The organism is Arthrobacter mangrovi (genome assembly GCF_026011795.1).
GTDB lineage: Bacteria > Actinomycetota > Actinomycetes > Actinomycetales > Micrococcaceae > Crystallibacter > Crystallibacter mangrovi.
Genome location: NZ_BRVS01000009.1, coordinates 24,541 through 38,510 on the forward strand (window position 1 = coordinate 24,541; position 13,970 = coordinate 38,510).

The 13,970-nt window shown below is 70.1% G+C and carries 12 protein-coding genes; 5 read left to right on the forward strand and 7 right to left on the reverse strand.

The genetic code is table 11. The features are described 5' to 3' along the window. Positions 1–7: 7 nt before the first annotated feature. Together AHIS1636_RS11380 and AHIS1636_RS11385 are read right to left on the reverse strand one after the other, a co-directional pair. Complete coding sequence (locus AHIS1636_RS11380; protein ID WP_264795946.1) at positions 8–2,704, reverse strand: hypothetical protein; 2,697 nt, start codon at positions 2,702–2,704, stop codon at positions 8–10. Between the two features lie 189 nt (positions 2,705–2,893). Next, entirely contained in the window at positions 2,894–5,098 is a 2,205-nt protein-coding gene (locus AHIS1636_RS11385; RefSeq protein WP_264795947.1) for a S8 family serine peptidase, read from the reverse strand. 173 nt (positions 5,099–5,271) lie between these two features. Here AHIS1636_RS11385 and AHIS1636_RS11390 point away from each other — a divergent pair, with 173 nt between their 5' ends. The 3 genes from AHIS1636_RS11390 to AHIS1636_RS11400 all read left to right on the forward strand — a co-directional run bounded on the left by AHIS1636_RS11390 (position 5,272) and on the right by AHIS1636_RS11400 (position 6,861). Next, positions 5,272–5,721, forward strand: a complete 450-nt coding sequence (locus tag AHIS1636_RS11390) for a MarR family winged helix-turn-helix transcriptional regulator (RefSeq protein ID WP_264795948.1) — start codon at positions 5,272–5,274, stop codon at positions 5,719–5,721. Then, positions 5,718–6,140 (forward strand): organic hydroperoxide resistance protein, encoded by a 423-nt coding sequence (locus AHIS1636_RS11395; RefSeq protein WP_264795949.1) that lies wholly within the window; start codon positions 5,718–5,720, stop codon positions 6,138–6,140. The genes AHIS1636_RS11390 and AHIS1636_RS11395 overlap by 4 nt, the downstream gene beginning before the upstream one ends. Before the next feature lie 76 nt (positions 6,141–6,216). Further along, positions 6,217–6,861 carry a DUF2238 domain-containing protein gene (locus AHIS1636_RS11400; RefSeq protein WP_507762588.1) on the forward strand — a complete coding sequence of 215 codons (645 nt, stop codon included), beginning with the start codon at positions 6,217–6,219 and terminating at the stop codon, positions 6,859–6,861. Here the strand turns inward: AHIS1636_RS11400 and AHIS1636_RS11405 are convergent. Together AHIS1636_RS11405 and AHIS1636_RS11410 are read right to left on the reverse strand one after the other, a co-directional pair. Continuing rightward, the gene (locus tag AHIS1636_RS11405; protein WP_264795951.1) at positions 6,834–7,508 is read right to left on the reverse strand and encodes a Rid family hydrolase; all 675 of its coding nucleotides are present in this window, start codon (positions 7,506–7,508) and stop codon (positions 6,834–6,836) included. The two genes, AHIS1636_RS11400 and AHIS1636_RS11405, sit on opposite strands and share 28 nt — an antisense overlap. Positions 7,509–7,561: 53 nt before the next feature. Then, a complete protein-coding gene (locus AHIS1636_RS11410) occupies positions 7,562–9,160 on the reverse strand; it encodes a flavin monoamine oxidase family protein (RefSeq protein WP_275116376.1) in 1,599 nt (532 codons plus the stop codon). Positions 9,161–9,485: 325 nt separating this feature from the next. On the opposite strand from AHIS1636_RS11410, the gene AHIS1636_RS11415 reads away from it, so the two are divergent. Further along, positions 9,486–10,892: an alpha/beta hydrolase family protein gene (locus AHIS1636_RS11415; protein ID WP_264795952.1), complete on the forward strand. Its 1,407-nt coding sequence runs from the start codon at positions 9,486–9,488 to the stop codon at positions 10,890–10,892. Positions 10,893–10,902: 10 nt separating this feature from the next. Further along, positions 10,903–11,487: a DUF3237 domain-containing protein gene (locus AHIS1636_RS11420; protein ID WP_264795953.1), complete on the forward strand. Its 585-nt coding sequence runs from the start codon at positions 10,903–10,905 to the stop codon at positions 11,485–11,487. A gap of 73 nt (positions 11,488–11,560) precedes the next feature. On the opposite strand, the gene AHIS1636_RS11425 is transcribed toward AHIS1636_RS11420, so the two are convergent. From AHIS1636_RS11425 to AHIS1636_RS11435, 3 genes are all read right to left on the reverse strand, one after another. Continuing rightward, positions 11,561–12,031 (reverse strand): universal stress protein, encoded by a 471-nt coding sequence (locus AHIS1636_RS11425; protein ID WP_264795954.1) that lies wholly within the window; start codon positions 12,029–12,031, stop codon positions 11,561–11,563. A gap of 93 nt (positions 12,032–12,124) precedes the next feature. Next, on the reverse strand, positions 12,125–13,084 hold the full coding sequence (locus tag AHIS1636_RS11430) for a 2-hydroxyacid dehydrogenase (protein WP_264795955.1): 960 nt from the start codon (positions 13,082–13,084) through the stop codon (positions 12,125–12,127). 37 nt (positions 13,085–13,121) lie between these two features. Next, on the reverse strand, positions 13,122–13,859 hold the full coding sequence (locus tag AHIS1636_RS11435) for a GntR family transcriptional regulator (RefSeq protein ID WP_264795956.1): 738 nt from the start codon (positions 13,857–13,859) through the stop codon (positions 13,122–13,124). Positions 13,860–13,970 lie beyond the last annotated feature (111 nt).

Sequence of the window (13,970 nt, forward strand, 5' to 3'; positions counted from 1 at the left end):
GAAAAAATCAGGACCCGAGCCGAAGCGTCTCCCAGCCCCCGACGCCGATGACGGAGCGCTTCTGGATCCGGTTGGTGCTGACGCCGTAGTGGTACAGGTTGCCGTTCCGGTCGCCCGCGAGGATGCCCGGTTGGCCGGCGGCCACGTGGTCGGAGATGCCCGAAAGGTGCGTCATCGCGTTCCAGCCGGAGCTGCCGACCACCCGGCGGTCCTCCGCGAGGAAGCGGCCGGCTCCGTTGGAGCGGTAGAGCTTCAGCTGCCCCGCCGCGGTCCTGGCCACGAGGTCCATCTTGTGGTCACGGTCGTAGTCCATGGCCATGACCTTCAGGTCGCGCCAGCCGGAGGAGCCGATCAGTGTCCGGGCTCCGTGGCCGGCGCCGGCCGGATTGGCGTAGGCGTAGAGCTTGCCCTCGGCGAGGTTCTTGGCGACGATGCCCGGGAACTGGTCGGACTGGCGCCAGTTCGTCACGAGGATCTCGTAGCCCTGCCAGCCGGAGCGGCCGATCTCCGTGCGCTTGAACCCGCCGGCGGCCTTCCCGAAGTCCACGGTCAGTTTGCCGGACTTCCAGTTGGCGACGAGGTCCTGGACGCCGTCCTTGTTCCAGTCTGCAACGTCCACCGAGACGGCGGACTGCCAGCCGCTTGAGACGAAGCTTCGCAGGGCCAGATCCCCGCCCTTCGCGGACGGGTAGACGTAGAGCGAGCCGCCCGCGTCGACCGCCGCGATGTCGCCGGCGAGCACCTTGGCAGACGCGTTGGCGGGCAGCATTTTGTCCGGCAGCACCCGCAGGTCGCGGGCCAGCAGGGCGGGCATGTCGTAGGTGTAGTGGGTGACGCCGGGAAGCACCGTCATCGTGGTCTTCGTGAAGCCGAGGCCCGCGTACATGGTCCGGGAGTACTTCGCGGTGTCCAGCGCCGACCAGGTGGCAAGCGTCGTGCCGCCAAGCCCGTCGAGGCTGCCGGAGATCCAGTTGAGGTTCATTGCCTTGACCGCCGCGGTCGGCGCCGTCGGCACGCCGCGCCATCCGCCGCCGCCCACGATCGTCGCGCCGCCGCCCTTGATCCAGCCCTGCCGGTCGGCCAGTACCTCGAAAGTGATGAACTCGGCTCCGCCGGAATAGCCGTGCAGCCAGACCCGGCTCGCGTCGACTCCGTACTTGGAAATGACCATCGCGGCCAGGGCGCGGAAGTAGTCGCCGTTCTTGTCCACGTCCTCCCACCAGGTGATGCCGCCCTTCTTGTCGGGCGTGACCACCGGGACCATGATCATGTTCTTCTTGGCGGCCTCGGCCGCCATCGCCTTCATCACGGCGCCGTTGGGCTGGTGCACGTAGGACTGCGCCGGGTAGCTGTAGTCGCCGTGGAAGACGAACAGCACGCCGACCTTCTGCGAGCGGTCCACGTTGTTGCCGTAGACGTGGTACTGGCCGGTCAGTCCGTTCGGCGCGGTGAAGGACTGGTAGGTCGCATCCGACGGCGCCGGGGCGTACGCGGCGGCCGCGGTCTGCGCGGTGGTTACTGTGGCGGACAGGTAGTTGGTCTTCGTCGCCGTGATCTTCACCGACAGCCTGAGCCCGAGGTCGGCGGTGGTCACCTTGTAGGTGGCCAGGGTCGCCCCTGTGATGGCCCTGCCGCCGCGCAGCCACTGGTACTTCAGCGTGGCGCCGGACGTCCAGCTGCCCTTGGCGGTGAGGGTGCTGCCCACGTAGGCGCTTCCGCCGACGCTCGCGGCGACGGTGTTGGCCACCGTCCCGAGGACAGCCTTGGCCGTGGCGGCCGACGTCGCGGTCGCGGAGGTCATGCCGGCCTTGGCACCCGTGACGCGCACGCTCAGCCGCTTGCCGGCGTCCGCGGTGCCGACGGTGTAGGTCGCGGCGGTCGCGGCGCTGATCGGCTGGCCGTCGCGCAGCCACTGGTAGGTGAGCGTCGCGCCGGTGGTCCAGGTTCCCGGCGCAGCGGTGAGCTTCTGGCCCAGCACCGCGCTGCCCGAAATCGTCGGGACGGCAATGTTCCGGACCGGCTGCGGCTCGGCCTGCGCCGTTACCGGCGCCTCGGTCGGGGCGGGCTTCGGCGTGGACGACGCCGTCGGAGCAGGAGCCGGTGCGGCGGAGACCGTCGGAGCCGGGGTTTTCGTCGGCGAGGGGGTCGCGGTCGGGACCGGCGACGGCATAGGCGTCGGCGTCGGCGTCGCCGAGGCGGTCGGGGCCGTTGCAGCCGTCGCCCGGGCCAGGTCTGCCTCGACCGTCTCGGAGACGGCGGTGGTGCCGACGACGGCGGCGCGGTACTTCAGCATGCCGGTCGCCGTGAGCTTCTGGGTGTGTTCGAAGTCGGCGTCACCGGAGGCCAGCGGGTCCGAGACCCACAGTTCCTGCCACTTGGCGTCCTGGTAGACCTCCAGCCGGACCGTCTTCCCCGCCGCGTTGACCGCGCGGCCTTCGAATCTGAGCTCGGGGTCGCCGGCCTTGCGGGCCAGGAGGTCCAGCTCCACGGCCGGCGCCGTCGCGGTCGCGGTCGCCAGGGCGGACGCCGTGGCGAGGGACGGCGCCGCAGCCGAAGTACTCCCCGCCGAAGGCGCCCCGCCGGACGGGGCCTGCCCCGCCGCCGTCGTTGTTTCCTCCGCGGCAGCGGCAGGACCGGCGACGGGCATGACGGACCCGGCCACCAGGATTCCGGCGGCCATCAGCGCAGCAAGACGTTGTTTCACGGTTCCCCCAATATCAGCGGAACCGCGGGCCGGCTCCGAGCCACAGGACTGTGCCCGGCAAGCCGCGGCCATTCCCCCGCGAAAAGAGTAATCGCTAAGTGAAAGCTTTCATACCCCAGTACGACCCTAGTTTTTCCTTGGGGTACGACGGCGGGCGGTTGACAAAGTGCCGACCGCGGCGGATGCGTCCTACTGCTCGGCGATGCGGTAGCTGCCCCAGCCGGTGCCGATAAGGCTCCTGGCAGCCCAGCGCTTCCGGTCCGCCTGGTAGTACCAGAGCTTGCCGGCGGCGTCACGGGCGATCAGGCCGGTGGTGCCCGCTCCCCCGAATCCGTTGGAGCTGACGATGTTGCCCATCTGGTCCCAGCCGGAGCGGCCGATGACCAGCCGGAACTCGCTGATGAAGCCGCCCTCGCCGTCGCCGCGGAAGAGCTTCAGCTGGCCGGCTGGCGTCCTGGCCACGAGGTCCTTGCGCCCGTCCTTGTCCCAATCGAGGGCGGCCAGCGCGTACTGCGCCCAGCCCCTGCTGCCCAGCAGGTAGCGGGGCGAGAGGCGCGACCCGGCAGGGTTGCCGTACACGTAAAGTCTTCCGGTCCTGCGGTCCTTGGCGATGATCGACGGGTAGTCGTCCCCGCTCTTCCACCGCACCACGGTCAGGTCCAGCGGCCCCCACCCGCTGCTGCCGATCGTCGAGCGGGAGAATCCGCCGGCGGCCCGCGCGGTGTAGAGGTAGAGCCGCCCGGCCTTGGACTTGGCGACGATGTCCGTGTACCCGTCGTCGTTCCAGTCCGCCGTGTGGAGTTCGTCCATCGTGGTCCACCCGGACCCACCGATCAGCTTCCGGGTGGAGGCCGACCCGCTCTTGCCGTAGTTCCAGAGCTGGCCGCGGGCGTCGTAGGCCACGAGGTCCCCGGGCCGGATCGACGGCGTGGCCCGCGGCGCCGACGGCGTCACGCCGGTGAGCGCAGCGGCGGCGTCCACCAGCCCGGCCCCGCAGCCCGCCGCACACCCCGAGGCCAGCGGCCGGGCCGTCGCCTTCAACCGCTGCTCCACCGCCGCCGGCGAGAGGGATCCGCCGGCGGGTGACATCAGCAGCGCCGCCACCGCGGACACGTGCGGCGCCGCCATCGAGGTGCCCTCCGCGTAGGCGTAGGATTCGGCCCCCGCCGCACTGACCCCGCCGTTGGAGGTGGACGGAATCCCGTTGGCTTCCGCCGCGGCCATGTCCCCGCCCGGCGCCGTGACATCCAGCAGCGATCCGTAGTTCGAGTAGGCCGCCCGGCGCCCGTCGCGCCCGCTGGCCCCGACGGTGATGACGTTGCGGCAGTTGCCCGGGCTCGCATTCGCCGCATCCACATGCTCGTTGCCCGCCGCCACCACCACGGCGGTGCCGGCGCCGTAGGCGTAGCTGATCGCCTCCTGCGTGGTCGACGAGCACAGCCCTCGGTTGCCGAGCGACAGGTTGACCACCTGCGCCGGATTCGCGTTCAGCGGGGCGCCGTCCACCGCCCCGCCGGCGGCCCAGACGATCGCGTCCGCGATGTCCGACATGAAGCCGCCGCAGGCGCCGAGCACCCGCACCGGCAGGATCATCGCGCCCGGGGCCACGCCCGCCACGCCCTTCGCGTTGCCGGCGACCGCGGCGACCGTCCCGGCCACGTGCGTTCCGTGCCAGGACGAGCCTTCACCGTCCTGGTTGTCGCCGCACTCGAGCGGCCCGAACCAGTCCCCCTCGTCCCGCGGGTCGGCGTCCCGGCCGTCACCGTCGCGCGCCATCTCCGCCTCGGAGACCATGTCGTAGCCCGGCAGCACTTGGCCGGCCAGGTCGCTGTGCGGCGTGATGCCGGTATCGACGACGGCGACCACCGCGCCTTCTCCGGTGCCCACGTCCCAAGCCCCCGGCACCCGCAGCCCGGCCCGGTCCTCCCACAGATTCCACTGCAGGCGGTACAGCTCATCGTTGGGCGCGGCGGCCAGCGGCCGCATCAGCCTGTCCGGTTCCACGTACGCGACGTCGGGGTGCGCCTCGAGCGCGGACACCAGGTCTGCGGCCTGGGCGCTGTCGAGCGGCTCCTCCGCCGCCACCACCCGGGCGCCCGTCGCCGTCGCCCTGACCTCCTCGACCCCGACCCCGAGCGCCTGCGCCGCCCGCCCGTACGCCTTGCTCCGGCCGGCCGAACTGTGCCCGGCCCGCTCCTTGAACTTGACGATGAAGCGCCCCGCCGCCGGTCCCCCATCGCCGGTTTCGGGCTGCTCCGCCGGCCGGACCGATGCGGCCGGGCGGCCCGGCTGCTCCGCCGCCCCCGCGGGCACGGCGGCCAAACTGCCGGCCAGCACGGCGGCACAAATGGCCGCGGTGCCGAACACGGCTCGGGAGGGACGGAAGACGGGCATGGAGATCCTTGCGAGAGGCGCGAGACTGAGCGGGCGCTCTGCAAAGACCATCCTTCGCGCCCGGTCTGATCATAACGGTTAACCAAGCGTTAGGCTCAGGGTTTTCCACAGGCGCTTCGTCCGGCTCGCTTCAATTAGTTGTACGCAATCGAATTGCACGCTACTGTTTACGGGTGCCAGACTCTCCGACCCTCAGCCAGCAGGTGTGCTTCGCCCTGTACTCGGCCTCGCGCGCCACCACGGCCCTCTACCGGGCGGTGCTCAAGGAACTCAACCTGACGTATCCGCAGTACCTGGTGATGCTCGTGCTCTGGGACGGCGACGGGCTGGAGGTCCGGGAGCTGGGCCGGGAACTCCAGCTGGACAGCGGCACGCTCTCCCCGCTGCTGAAGCGGCTGGAACACCTCGGCCTCGTCGAGCGCAGCCGCCTTGCCGAGGACGAACGCCGCGTCCTGGTCCGGCTCACTCCCGCCGGCCGCGGACTCCAGGCCAAGGCCGTCGATGTTCCGGGCCGGATCGCCGCGGCCACCGGCCTGGACGAAGAAGAACTGATCGCCCTGCGCGAGACCTTGCACCGGATCTCCGCCACCTTGCAGACAACCGAAAGCGAGACCACCTCATGACTGCCCTGTACACCGCCGAGGCGCTGGCCACCGGCGACGGCCGCAACGGACGCACCCGCTCCGCCAACGGCCGCCTCGACTTCAAGCTGGATGCCCCCGTCGAACTCGGCGGCAGCGGCGTCGGCACCAACCCGGAAGAGCTCTTCGCCGCCGGCTATGCGGCCTGCTTCCACTCCGCCCTGCAGCTCGTGGCCCGCCAGGCCAAGGCCGACCTCACCGACTCGGCGGTTGGCGCGCAGGTCAGCCTGGGCCGGCAGGACGGCGGCGGCTTCGGGCTCGCGGTCGTTCTGGAAGCCTCGCTCCCCAACGTGCCCGCCGAGCAGGCGCAGGCGCTGCTGGAACAGGCGCACCAGGTGTGCCCGTACTCCACCGCCACCCGCGGGAACATCGACGTCGAGATCCGCCTCGCCGAGGACTGATCCGCGTCCGCCGGTCCTCGGCGGAACACCGCCCGGTAGAATCCGAAAACCGGCAGGAAGGCCCGACGTGATCGACATGCTGCTTCGCCGCCCGGACGGGCCCTCCGCCCGGATCGCCGACGGCCTGCGCGCGCTCGGGCTGCTCAGCGTCCTCGCCGCGTTCATCGGCTGGGGCCTGGTCGAGGTCCTGCTGTTCCTGCTGGTCCTGCTGGGCCAACTGCTCACCCGGGCCGCCGGGACGCATCCCGTCCTCGACGGCGCCACCAGTGCCGTGCTGCTGCTGGCCTCGTGGAGCGCGGTCCTGGCCTGGTACGCGGCCGTCCCGGCGCTGGACCTCGCCGTGCACTTCGCCGCCACCGGGGTCCTGGCCGCCCTGGCCTTCCGCCTCTGGCTGCGCTGGCCCGAACCGGCGCCGCAGCCCGCGGCAGGAGCACGGGCCGTCCTGCACGTCCTGTCCCTCGGCGCCCTGCTGAGCGTCCTGTGGGAATTCGGCGAATGGTTCGGCTACTACCTGGTCAGCAGCGAGATCAACGTGGGCTACGACGACACGGTCGGCGACCTCGCCGCCGGCCTGCTCGGCTCGCTCGCCGCCGGAATCCTGCTGGCCCTGCGCCGTCCCGCTGCGGATGTAGCCGGAGGCGCCGGCCCCCATGCCGGCGCCTCCGGCGGCTCTTCCGGCCGCCCGGGCGGTTCCTACTTCCCGCCCGCGGACGAGGGGTAGGCCGCGTCCACCTCCACCTCGACCAGCCAGCCGTCCACCGGCAGGTTTTCGATCTCCAGCGCGAACCTGGACGGACGCGCCGGATTGGCCACCAGCGGCTCTGCCGGCTCCGCGGTGCCCAGCCGCACCGGCACCGGCTTGCCGGTCGCCACGCTGGTGTTCGCGAAGTACTGCCGGTAGGCCCGGTTCCAGCCGGCGAAATCCATCTGCTCCTCGCCGTCCGGGTTCTGCAGGAACACGCGCATGGTGATGACGTCGTCGTACGACAACCCCGCCCGCTCCAGGTTCTCCCCGATGCGCGCCAGCACGTTGATCCCCTGGGCCTCCGTGATGGTGACGCCCGCCGGCAGCTCCCCGCCGGGGAAGACGTCCGTGTCGATGTAGCGTTCCTCGCTGCCGGCCGGCGCCGCCGTATTCATCGCCGCCGGACCGAGCCCGCTGCTCTTGTAGATGGCGGTATTGGCCCCGATCGCCACGCCCTCGGCAATCATCGGATTCTCCTGCCCCTCGGGCAGCATGGACACGGTCTCGGTGGGCTTCGGTCCGCCGAATTTCTTCGCGATTTCCGGGGCGGCCACCGCGGCGGTGGCGGAGAGGGAAACAACGACGACGGCGGCGGCCATCGCCGGCAGCTTGCGGCGGGTCATGGGATTCCTTTCGGGGACGTGCGGATGGGTACGGGCGGGGCGGATGCGGCGCATCATGCGGCCATCACCCGGCTGTGCAGCGCGGTGACGCTGGCGCGCGCCGAGACCATGGCGCCGTGCTGCCAGGCGATGGCGTGGCTGAGGTGGTCGCCGGCGAAGTAGATGTTGCCTTCGGGTTCCAGCAGCCTCTTGTAACTGTCGTCGGTCTGCGACGGCCAGCCCACCCAGGCGCCCTCGGAGTGCTCCACGTTCTTCCAGTCCACCGAGAAGGACGAGGCGACGTCCTGGCCGTAGACGGGGCCGTGGATCTGCGCCCCCTTTTCCAGCGCCGAGGCCAGCCGGCCGGCCGGCTTCATGGCACCGTAGGTCCGGGCGCTGGCGCCGGTGTTGTAGTAGCCGATCATCGTGCCGCGTTCACCGTGGAAGCCGCTGGAGGGGTACCACATGTTGCCCAGTCCGGTGGTGGTGTTGGTGATGCCGCCGTAGATCCGGTGGTCCAGTTCCCACCAGCGCCGGCTGTATTCGATGCCGATCTTGCCCGCGTCGGCCGGCTGCGCGTAGGCGAGGGCCGCGACGGCCTCGGCCGACAGGTTCCCCGGGACCTTGGCGGCGATGTGCGGCGGCAGCGCGCAGATCGCGAAGTCCGCCTCGAGCACCTTGGACTGCCCGCCCGGATTCGTGTAGGCGACCTCGACGCCGGCAGGGGTGTTGCGCAGGTCGAGCACCTTGGCGCCGTACTTGATCTTGTCCAGCCCGATGGCCTTTTCGAACGCGTAGGGAATCCGGTCCATGCCGCCGACCGGCTGGAACATCATCATGGCCTGGTCCCAGCCGAACTCGAACGAGAAGTAGTTGCCCACGCCGCTGGCCAGCACATCGCTCAGCGGATAGGGCGGCAGCGGCGTTCCTGCCTCCAGCCCGGCCCCGGGCTCGACCTCGTAGCCGCGCCGCCCGGTACCGGTGTATTTGTAGCTGGCGGCGGCATCGCCGGAGACCTTCGGGCCGATGGCGCCGAAGCTGCTCAGGAAGGACATCAGCGCCTCCTTATCGGCCGCCGTGAGGTAACCGTCCAGCGAGCCCTGGTCGGTCGCCTTGGCCAACAGCTCCGACACGTAGCCGTAGACGTCCGCCTTGGCCGCCCGGTGCCGAACCGCTGTGTTGGACAGCGCCGTGCTCCCCTCCCGGTAGAGGTAGGCATCGGCGTTCTGGTTCACGAACGGCTCGATCGCGACCCCGAGTTCGCGGCAGTAGTCCAGGGTCACGTGGTGCTGCGGGATCCGGCCCGGCCCGGCGTTCATGTACTCGCCCTTGGTGAACTTCGCCGTCTGGCTGATGCCTTTCAGGTCCGTCTCGCTGGTTCCCCCGCGGACCGTCCAGTTCCGCCCGCCGGGCCGGTTGCGCGCCTCCAGCACGGTCACCTTGTAGCCGGCCTTGCCGAGTTCGTAGGCCGCGGTCAGCCCGGCGATGCCGCCGCCGAGCACGGCCACGGACTTCCGGCCGCGGCCGCGCAGGTCACCCGCGTTGGGCGCCGTATACGCCGGCGTTTCCGCCGCCGCCGGAGCCAGACCCATCGCGCTCATCGTGCCGTACATGACGCCGGCTCCCCCGGCGATGCCTACATATCTCAGAAAATCCCTGCGGGTGTTGGGCAACTTCGTCTCCTCATCAAGGCCGTTCGCTGAACTGACACTGGTGAAACTATTCAGTCCTCGTTTCCGGGCGTGGCCGGCAAGATGCCGGCCGCGTTAAGCCACAAACCGCGCAGGTAAACTCCGTTGCAGCGCGGTAAACCGGCACCCGGACCCTCGACAATCCCGACGCTGCCGCCTAGGATGACCCGCCGCCGTCGGGCCCTGCCGCTGCGGCGCCACCGGCGAACACGCCGTGGAAATTAAACGCCACCTGACCATTGACTCTTTCAATCGTTCGAATAAGCATTAGTTGTCCGATTAAACGATCTAACAGTCAGGTTCCCCAATGACCCGCACTTTGCGTCAAAGCTGCCGCACGATTGTTTCCGCCACCGCCCTCTCGGCCGTCCTCGCAGCCGCCGCACTCCCCGCCGCGGTTGCCGCTCCCCAGGCCACAAACGGCTCCTCTCCCGCGGCCCCCGCCCAAGCCGCCCCCTCGGTCGCCACCGGCGCCCTGGCCAACGGCGCCACCTGGCGCGCCGAGGTCCCCGCCGACTGGAACGGCAAGCTGGTCCTGTTCGCGCACGGGTTCCGCGCCGGCCCCGCCAACCCGGCCTGGGACAACAGCTTCGCGCCCACCGCCAGCGAACTGGTCAAGCGCGGCTACGCCGTGGCCTCGTCGTCGTACGCCGCGACCGGCTGGGCGCTCGAGACCGCCGCGCAGGACCAGCTGGACACCCTCGCCGCCTTTGAAGAACAGTTCGGCGAGGCGGAGCGCGTGATCGCCATGGGCCGCTCCATGGGCGGCCTCGTGACCAGCATGATGGCCGAGATTCCGGACGCCGGCATTGACGGCGCCGTCAGCACCTGCGGACTGGTCGGCGGCGGCGTCGCCCTGAACAACTACCAGCTGGACGCCGCCTACGCCGCGGCCGAGCTCCTGCTCCCGGGCCAGGACGTCCGGCTCACTGGCTTCACCACGCCCGAGCAGTCGGACGCCACCATCGCCAGCCTCAAGGCGGCGCTGCAGCAGGCCACCGAATCGGCGGAAGGCCGGGCCCGGATCGCCCTCGTCGCCGCGCTGCTGAACACCCCCACGGAACTGCACGGCGTCGACGTCGGCAATCCCGATACCCTTGCCGCCGCCCAGGCGCAGCTGGTGCTCAACACCCTGCCCACCGTGATCGAGCGGCGCCACACCATCGTCAACGCGGCCGGCGGCGACAGCGGCTGGACCGCCGGCGTCGACTACGCCAAGGTCCTGCGCGCCTCCGCGCAGCGCCCGCAGGTCGAGCACATGTACCGGCTCGCCGGCCTGGACCTCTCGAAGGACCTGGGCACGCTGACCGCCAACGCCGACATCGCCCCGGACGAGGCCGGCCTCGCCTGGATGCAGCGCACCTCCACCCCGACCGGCGAGCTGCAGGTCCCGCTGCTGGCCACGCACACGCTCGTCGACCTGCTCGCGCCCGTCGAATACCAGGAGGAGTATGCCGAGACCGTCCGCCGGGCCGGCGAAAACGCGCTCTTCCGCCAGGCCTTCGTGGACCGCGAGGGGCACTGCAGCTTCACCGTGGCGGAGAACGTCGCGTCGGTCGAAGCCATGGACCGGCGCCTGGACACCGGCCGCTGGGCCGACTCCGCCAAGACCTCGGTCCTGCAGCAGAGCGCCGAATCGCTCGGCCTGGACGGGGCCGCCTTCGTGGACTTCCGGCCCGCGGAGTTCATCAACGACCGTATCTGGAACGGCTAAGGGAGCGGACATGACCAACACCATCCAGCGCCGCGCCATGCTCGGCGCGGGCCTCGCCGCCGCAGCCGGCCTCGCCACCGCGGGCTCGGCGGCCGCCGCCGACAGCAAGGGCACCCAGCCGACACTCACGGACAAGAAGTTCGGCGACCTGCTCGCCAGCATCCCGATGGACCAGGTCGGCACCGAGCTCGCCTTCGAGGCCGTCGTCGACATCGCGCCCAGCGAAGACCTCGGCGCCGGCCCGCTCGGCGGGCGCCGCATCGTGCCCATCACCGGCGGCCGGTTCCGCGGGCCGCGGATCAGCGGCACCATCGAGGCCGGCGGCGCGGACCGCCAGCTCATCCGCGGCGACGGCATCCGCATGCTCGAAGCCACCTACGAGCTGCGCGCCGATGACGGCACCGTCCTCAACGTGGTCCACAACGTCCTGATCGACCAGCCCGCCCCGGACAACCGCTACGCCCGCTCGTTCCTGACGGTCACCGCGCCGACCGGCCCGCACGACTGGCTGAACCGGCGCATCCTCGTCGGCACGCTGAACTCCTTGAAGCCGGCCCGGGACGCCGTCCTCGTGCGCGTCTTCGTCCTCACCTAGGTCACCGGGGCCAGGGCAATAACGACGGCGGTGGCCGGCTTTCCTGCCGGTCACCGCCTTTGTCCGTGCTTGCTTAGGGTTCGGCGTGCTCGCGGCCGCCGCGGGTGTGGACCTTGCCGTGCTCGTGCAGCACCAGGACGGGGCAGGCGGCATGGGCCACGCAGGCCGAACTCACGGAACCGAGGTGCATGCCGCGGAACCCGCCGTGGCCCCGCCGGCCGACCACCAGGAGCGCGGCCTCCTCGCCGGCCTGCACCAGCAGTTCGGGCGCGGGGCCGCGCATCAATTCCGTGGTCAGGCCCGCCGGCTGGTCGTTGCCGAAGGCCTGCTGCAGCGCCGCCTCCAGCTTTTCCTTGGCCGAGGCCTCGAAGGCTTCGAAGTCCGGCGGCACGTAGCCTTCGTAGATGCGCGGGAAATGCCAGCACGCTATCGCGTGGATCCCGGTATCCAGCGCGGGCGCCAGCCTCGCCGCCATCCTCAGCGCCTCCACCGAGGACTCGGAACCGTCCACGCCTACAACGATCTTGCCGTTCGACAACGCCATCCTGCCCTCCAAGTGTTCGCCTGCAGGACCCCACCATGGCACGTGACAGGTCGGGCGGGTAAGGGAACAAAGCCCCGAATCAGATGGCGGGGATCAGGACCAGGCACCGCCTCGCTGGACCAGGTTCTCCGGCTCGGCGCCGCTGCCCAGTGCAGCCAGCTGCCGCTTCAGCAGCCGCACGATCCGCGGCTGGAACGCGGAAGTATCGCCTCCGACGTGCGGAGTGATCAGGGCGTTCTCCGCCTGCCACAGGGGATGCTCTTCCGGGATCGGCTCGGGATCGAACACATCGATGGCGCAGCTGATCCGGCCCGAGACCACTTCGCGGGTCAAGGCGTCGGAGTCGACCACGGCGCCGCGCGCCACGTTGACCACGAGCGCCCCGTCCGGCAGGGCCGCCAACACGTCAGCATCAATCAGGCCGCGCGTCGCGTCGGTCAGCGGCGTAATGACGATCAATACCTCGGCCTCCCGCGCCAGCTCGACCAACTCGTCGCTGCCGTGCACGTGGCCGTGTTCGTCCTCCCGCGCCTTGCTGCCGACCCGCGTCAGCTCCACCTCGAACGGCAGCAGGCGCTTGGAAATCTCCGCGCCGATGCCGCCAACCCCGACCAGCAGGACCTTCCGGTCGGCCAGGGACAGCCTGCGCTCGTGCCGCCACCGGGCGTCTCGCTGGTCCCGCGCCGCCGCATCGATGCCCCGCAGCGAGGCAAGCGCCAATCCAACGGCAAGCTCCGCCGTCGACGCCGCATGCACGCCCGCCGCACTCGCAATGGCAACATCGCTGCCCACCGCCTCAGCCACGCCGTCGACCCCGGTGGTCTGCGCCTGAACCAGCTTCAGGTTGGTGGCGCGGGAGAGCACGTCCAGGATGTCCTGCGCGTTCAGGTACGGCAGCACCACGGCGTCGATATCGGCCACGTCCACGTCAGCCGGATCGCCCCGGAAATCCCACACGGTCCCGCGCAACCCGTCCGGCAGCGGCCGCACCGCCTCCAGCAGGTCCTGGTCGGGAAAGCTGATCGTCTTGATCGCAGCTGCAGAGTCGCTCATGGAACCTCCGGGTGGTGTCTTCTTCTACGGACAAGTCTTAGTTTTCAGCCGCCGACGGAACATGCGTCAGGGGCGACCCTGCCGACCTTAGCGGTCGATGGGCGGGATCGCCTTCTTCGAACGCCTGGGCGAAGCGCATATAGGCAAGGGACAGGTGCTGGCGCATCGCTTCCTCCGCCCCCATGGGGTCACAGTCCCTGATGGCCTGCCATACCTGGCGGTGTTCCTCGAGGGTTATGGCACCGCCGATGTCCGCGGGGTAAAGGCGGAAGATGTGAAGGTGACAGTGCGTCTGGCTGTACGCGTTACGAACTACGTCGTTCCGGGTCGCCGACATAATCAGGTCATGGAATCTCGTATCGTGGCTCACCAGGTCACCACGGATATCCGCTGCTGATTCGGTGGCCTCTTCGAACTGCGCCAACTCTTTTTCCAGGCGACGGGCTGGATTCTCCAGCCGGTCAACCGCCGCCGACCGGGCGGCCCACGGTTCGATGAGTAGCCTGAATTCGAAAAGGTCGCGCAACTCTGCCAGGTCCAGCAGGGCAGTCGTGCTGTAGCCGCGGCCGGAGGTGGCCACTACGAGGTTGTCCCCCTGCAGCCGATGCAGCGCCTCGCGGACGGGTGTCGGCGAGACGCCGAGTTGGCGGGCGACAGCTTCAATGTTGACCCTGCTCCCCGGCGGGATCCGATTCTCCAGAATCTGGGCGCGCAACTGTTCGTAGACCTCGCCAGCGGACAGCTTGATCCTGATTGACTCCTGGGACTCTCCCACGCGGTTCCTTCCGTCCTTTGACAGGTCGCCTCCTGCCCTCGGCCTGCCGGCAGTGCGCCTCTTCAATCTCTTGAGTAGCACCCCTTGCATTGTTGTTTAAATCATATAGGG

Coding starts and splice junctions, on each gene's coding strand:
- AHIS1636_RS11395 (WP_264795949.1), top strand. CDS start 5,718: ATGACTGCCCTGTACACCGCCGAGGCGCTGGCCACCGGCGACGGCCGC.
- AHIS1636_RS11405 (WP_264795951.1), bottom strand. CDS start 7,508: ATGACCCGCCGCAAGCTGCCGGCGATGGCCGCCGCCGTCGTCGTTGTT.
- AHIS1636_RS11430 (WP_264795955.1), bottom strand. CDS start 13,084: ATGAGCGACTCTGCAGCTGCGATCAAGACGATCAGCTTTCCCGACCAG.
- AHIS1636_RS11415 (WP_264795952.1), top strand. CDS start 9,486: ATGACCCGCACTTTGCGTCAAAGCTGCCGCACGATTGTTTCCGCCACC.
- AHIS1636_RS11425 (WP_264795954.1), bottom strand. CDS start 12,031: ATGGCGTTGTCGAACGGCAAGATCGTTGTAGGCGTGGACGGTTCCGAG.
- AHIS1636_RS11400 (WP_507762588.1), top strand. CDS start 6,217: ATGCTGCTTCGCCGCCCGGACGGGCCCTCCGCCCGGATCGCCGACGGC.
- AHIS1636_RS11420 (WP_264795953.1), top strand. CDS start 10,903: ATGACCAACACCATCCAGCGCCGCGCCATGCTCGGCGCGGGCCTCGCC.
- AHIS1636_RS11385 (WP_264795947.1), bottom strand. CDS start 5,098: ATGCCCGTCTTCCGTCCCTCCCGAGCCGTGTTCGGCACCGCGGCCATT.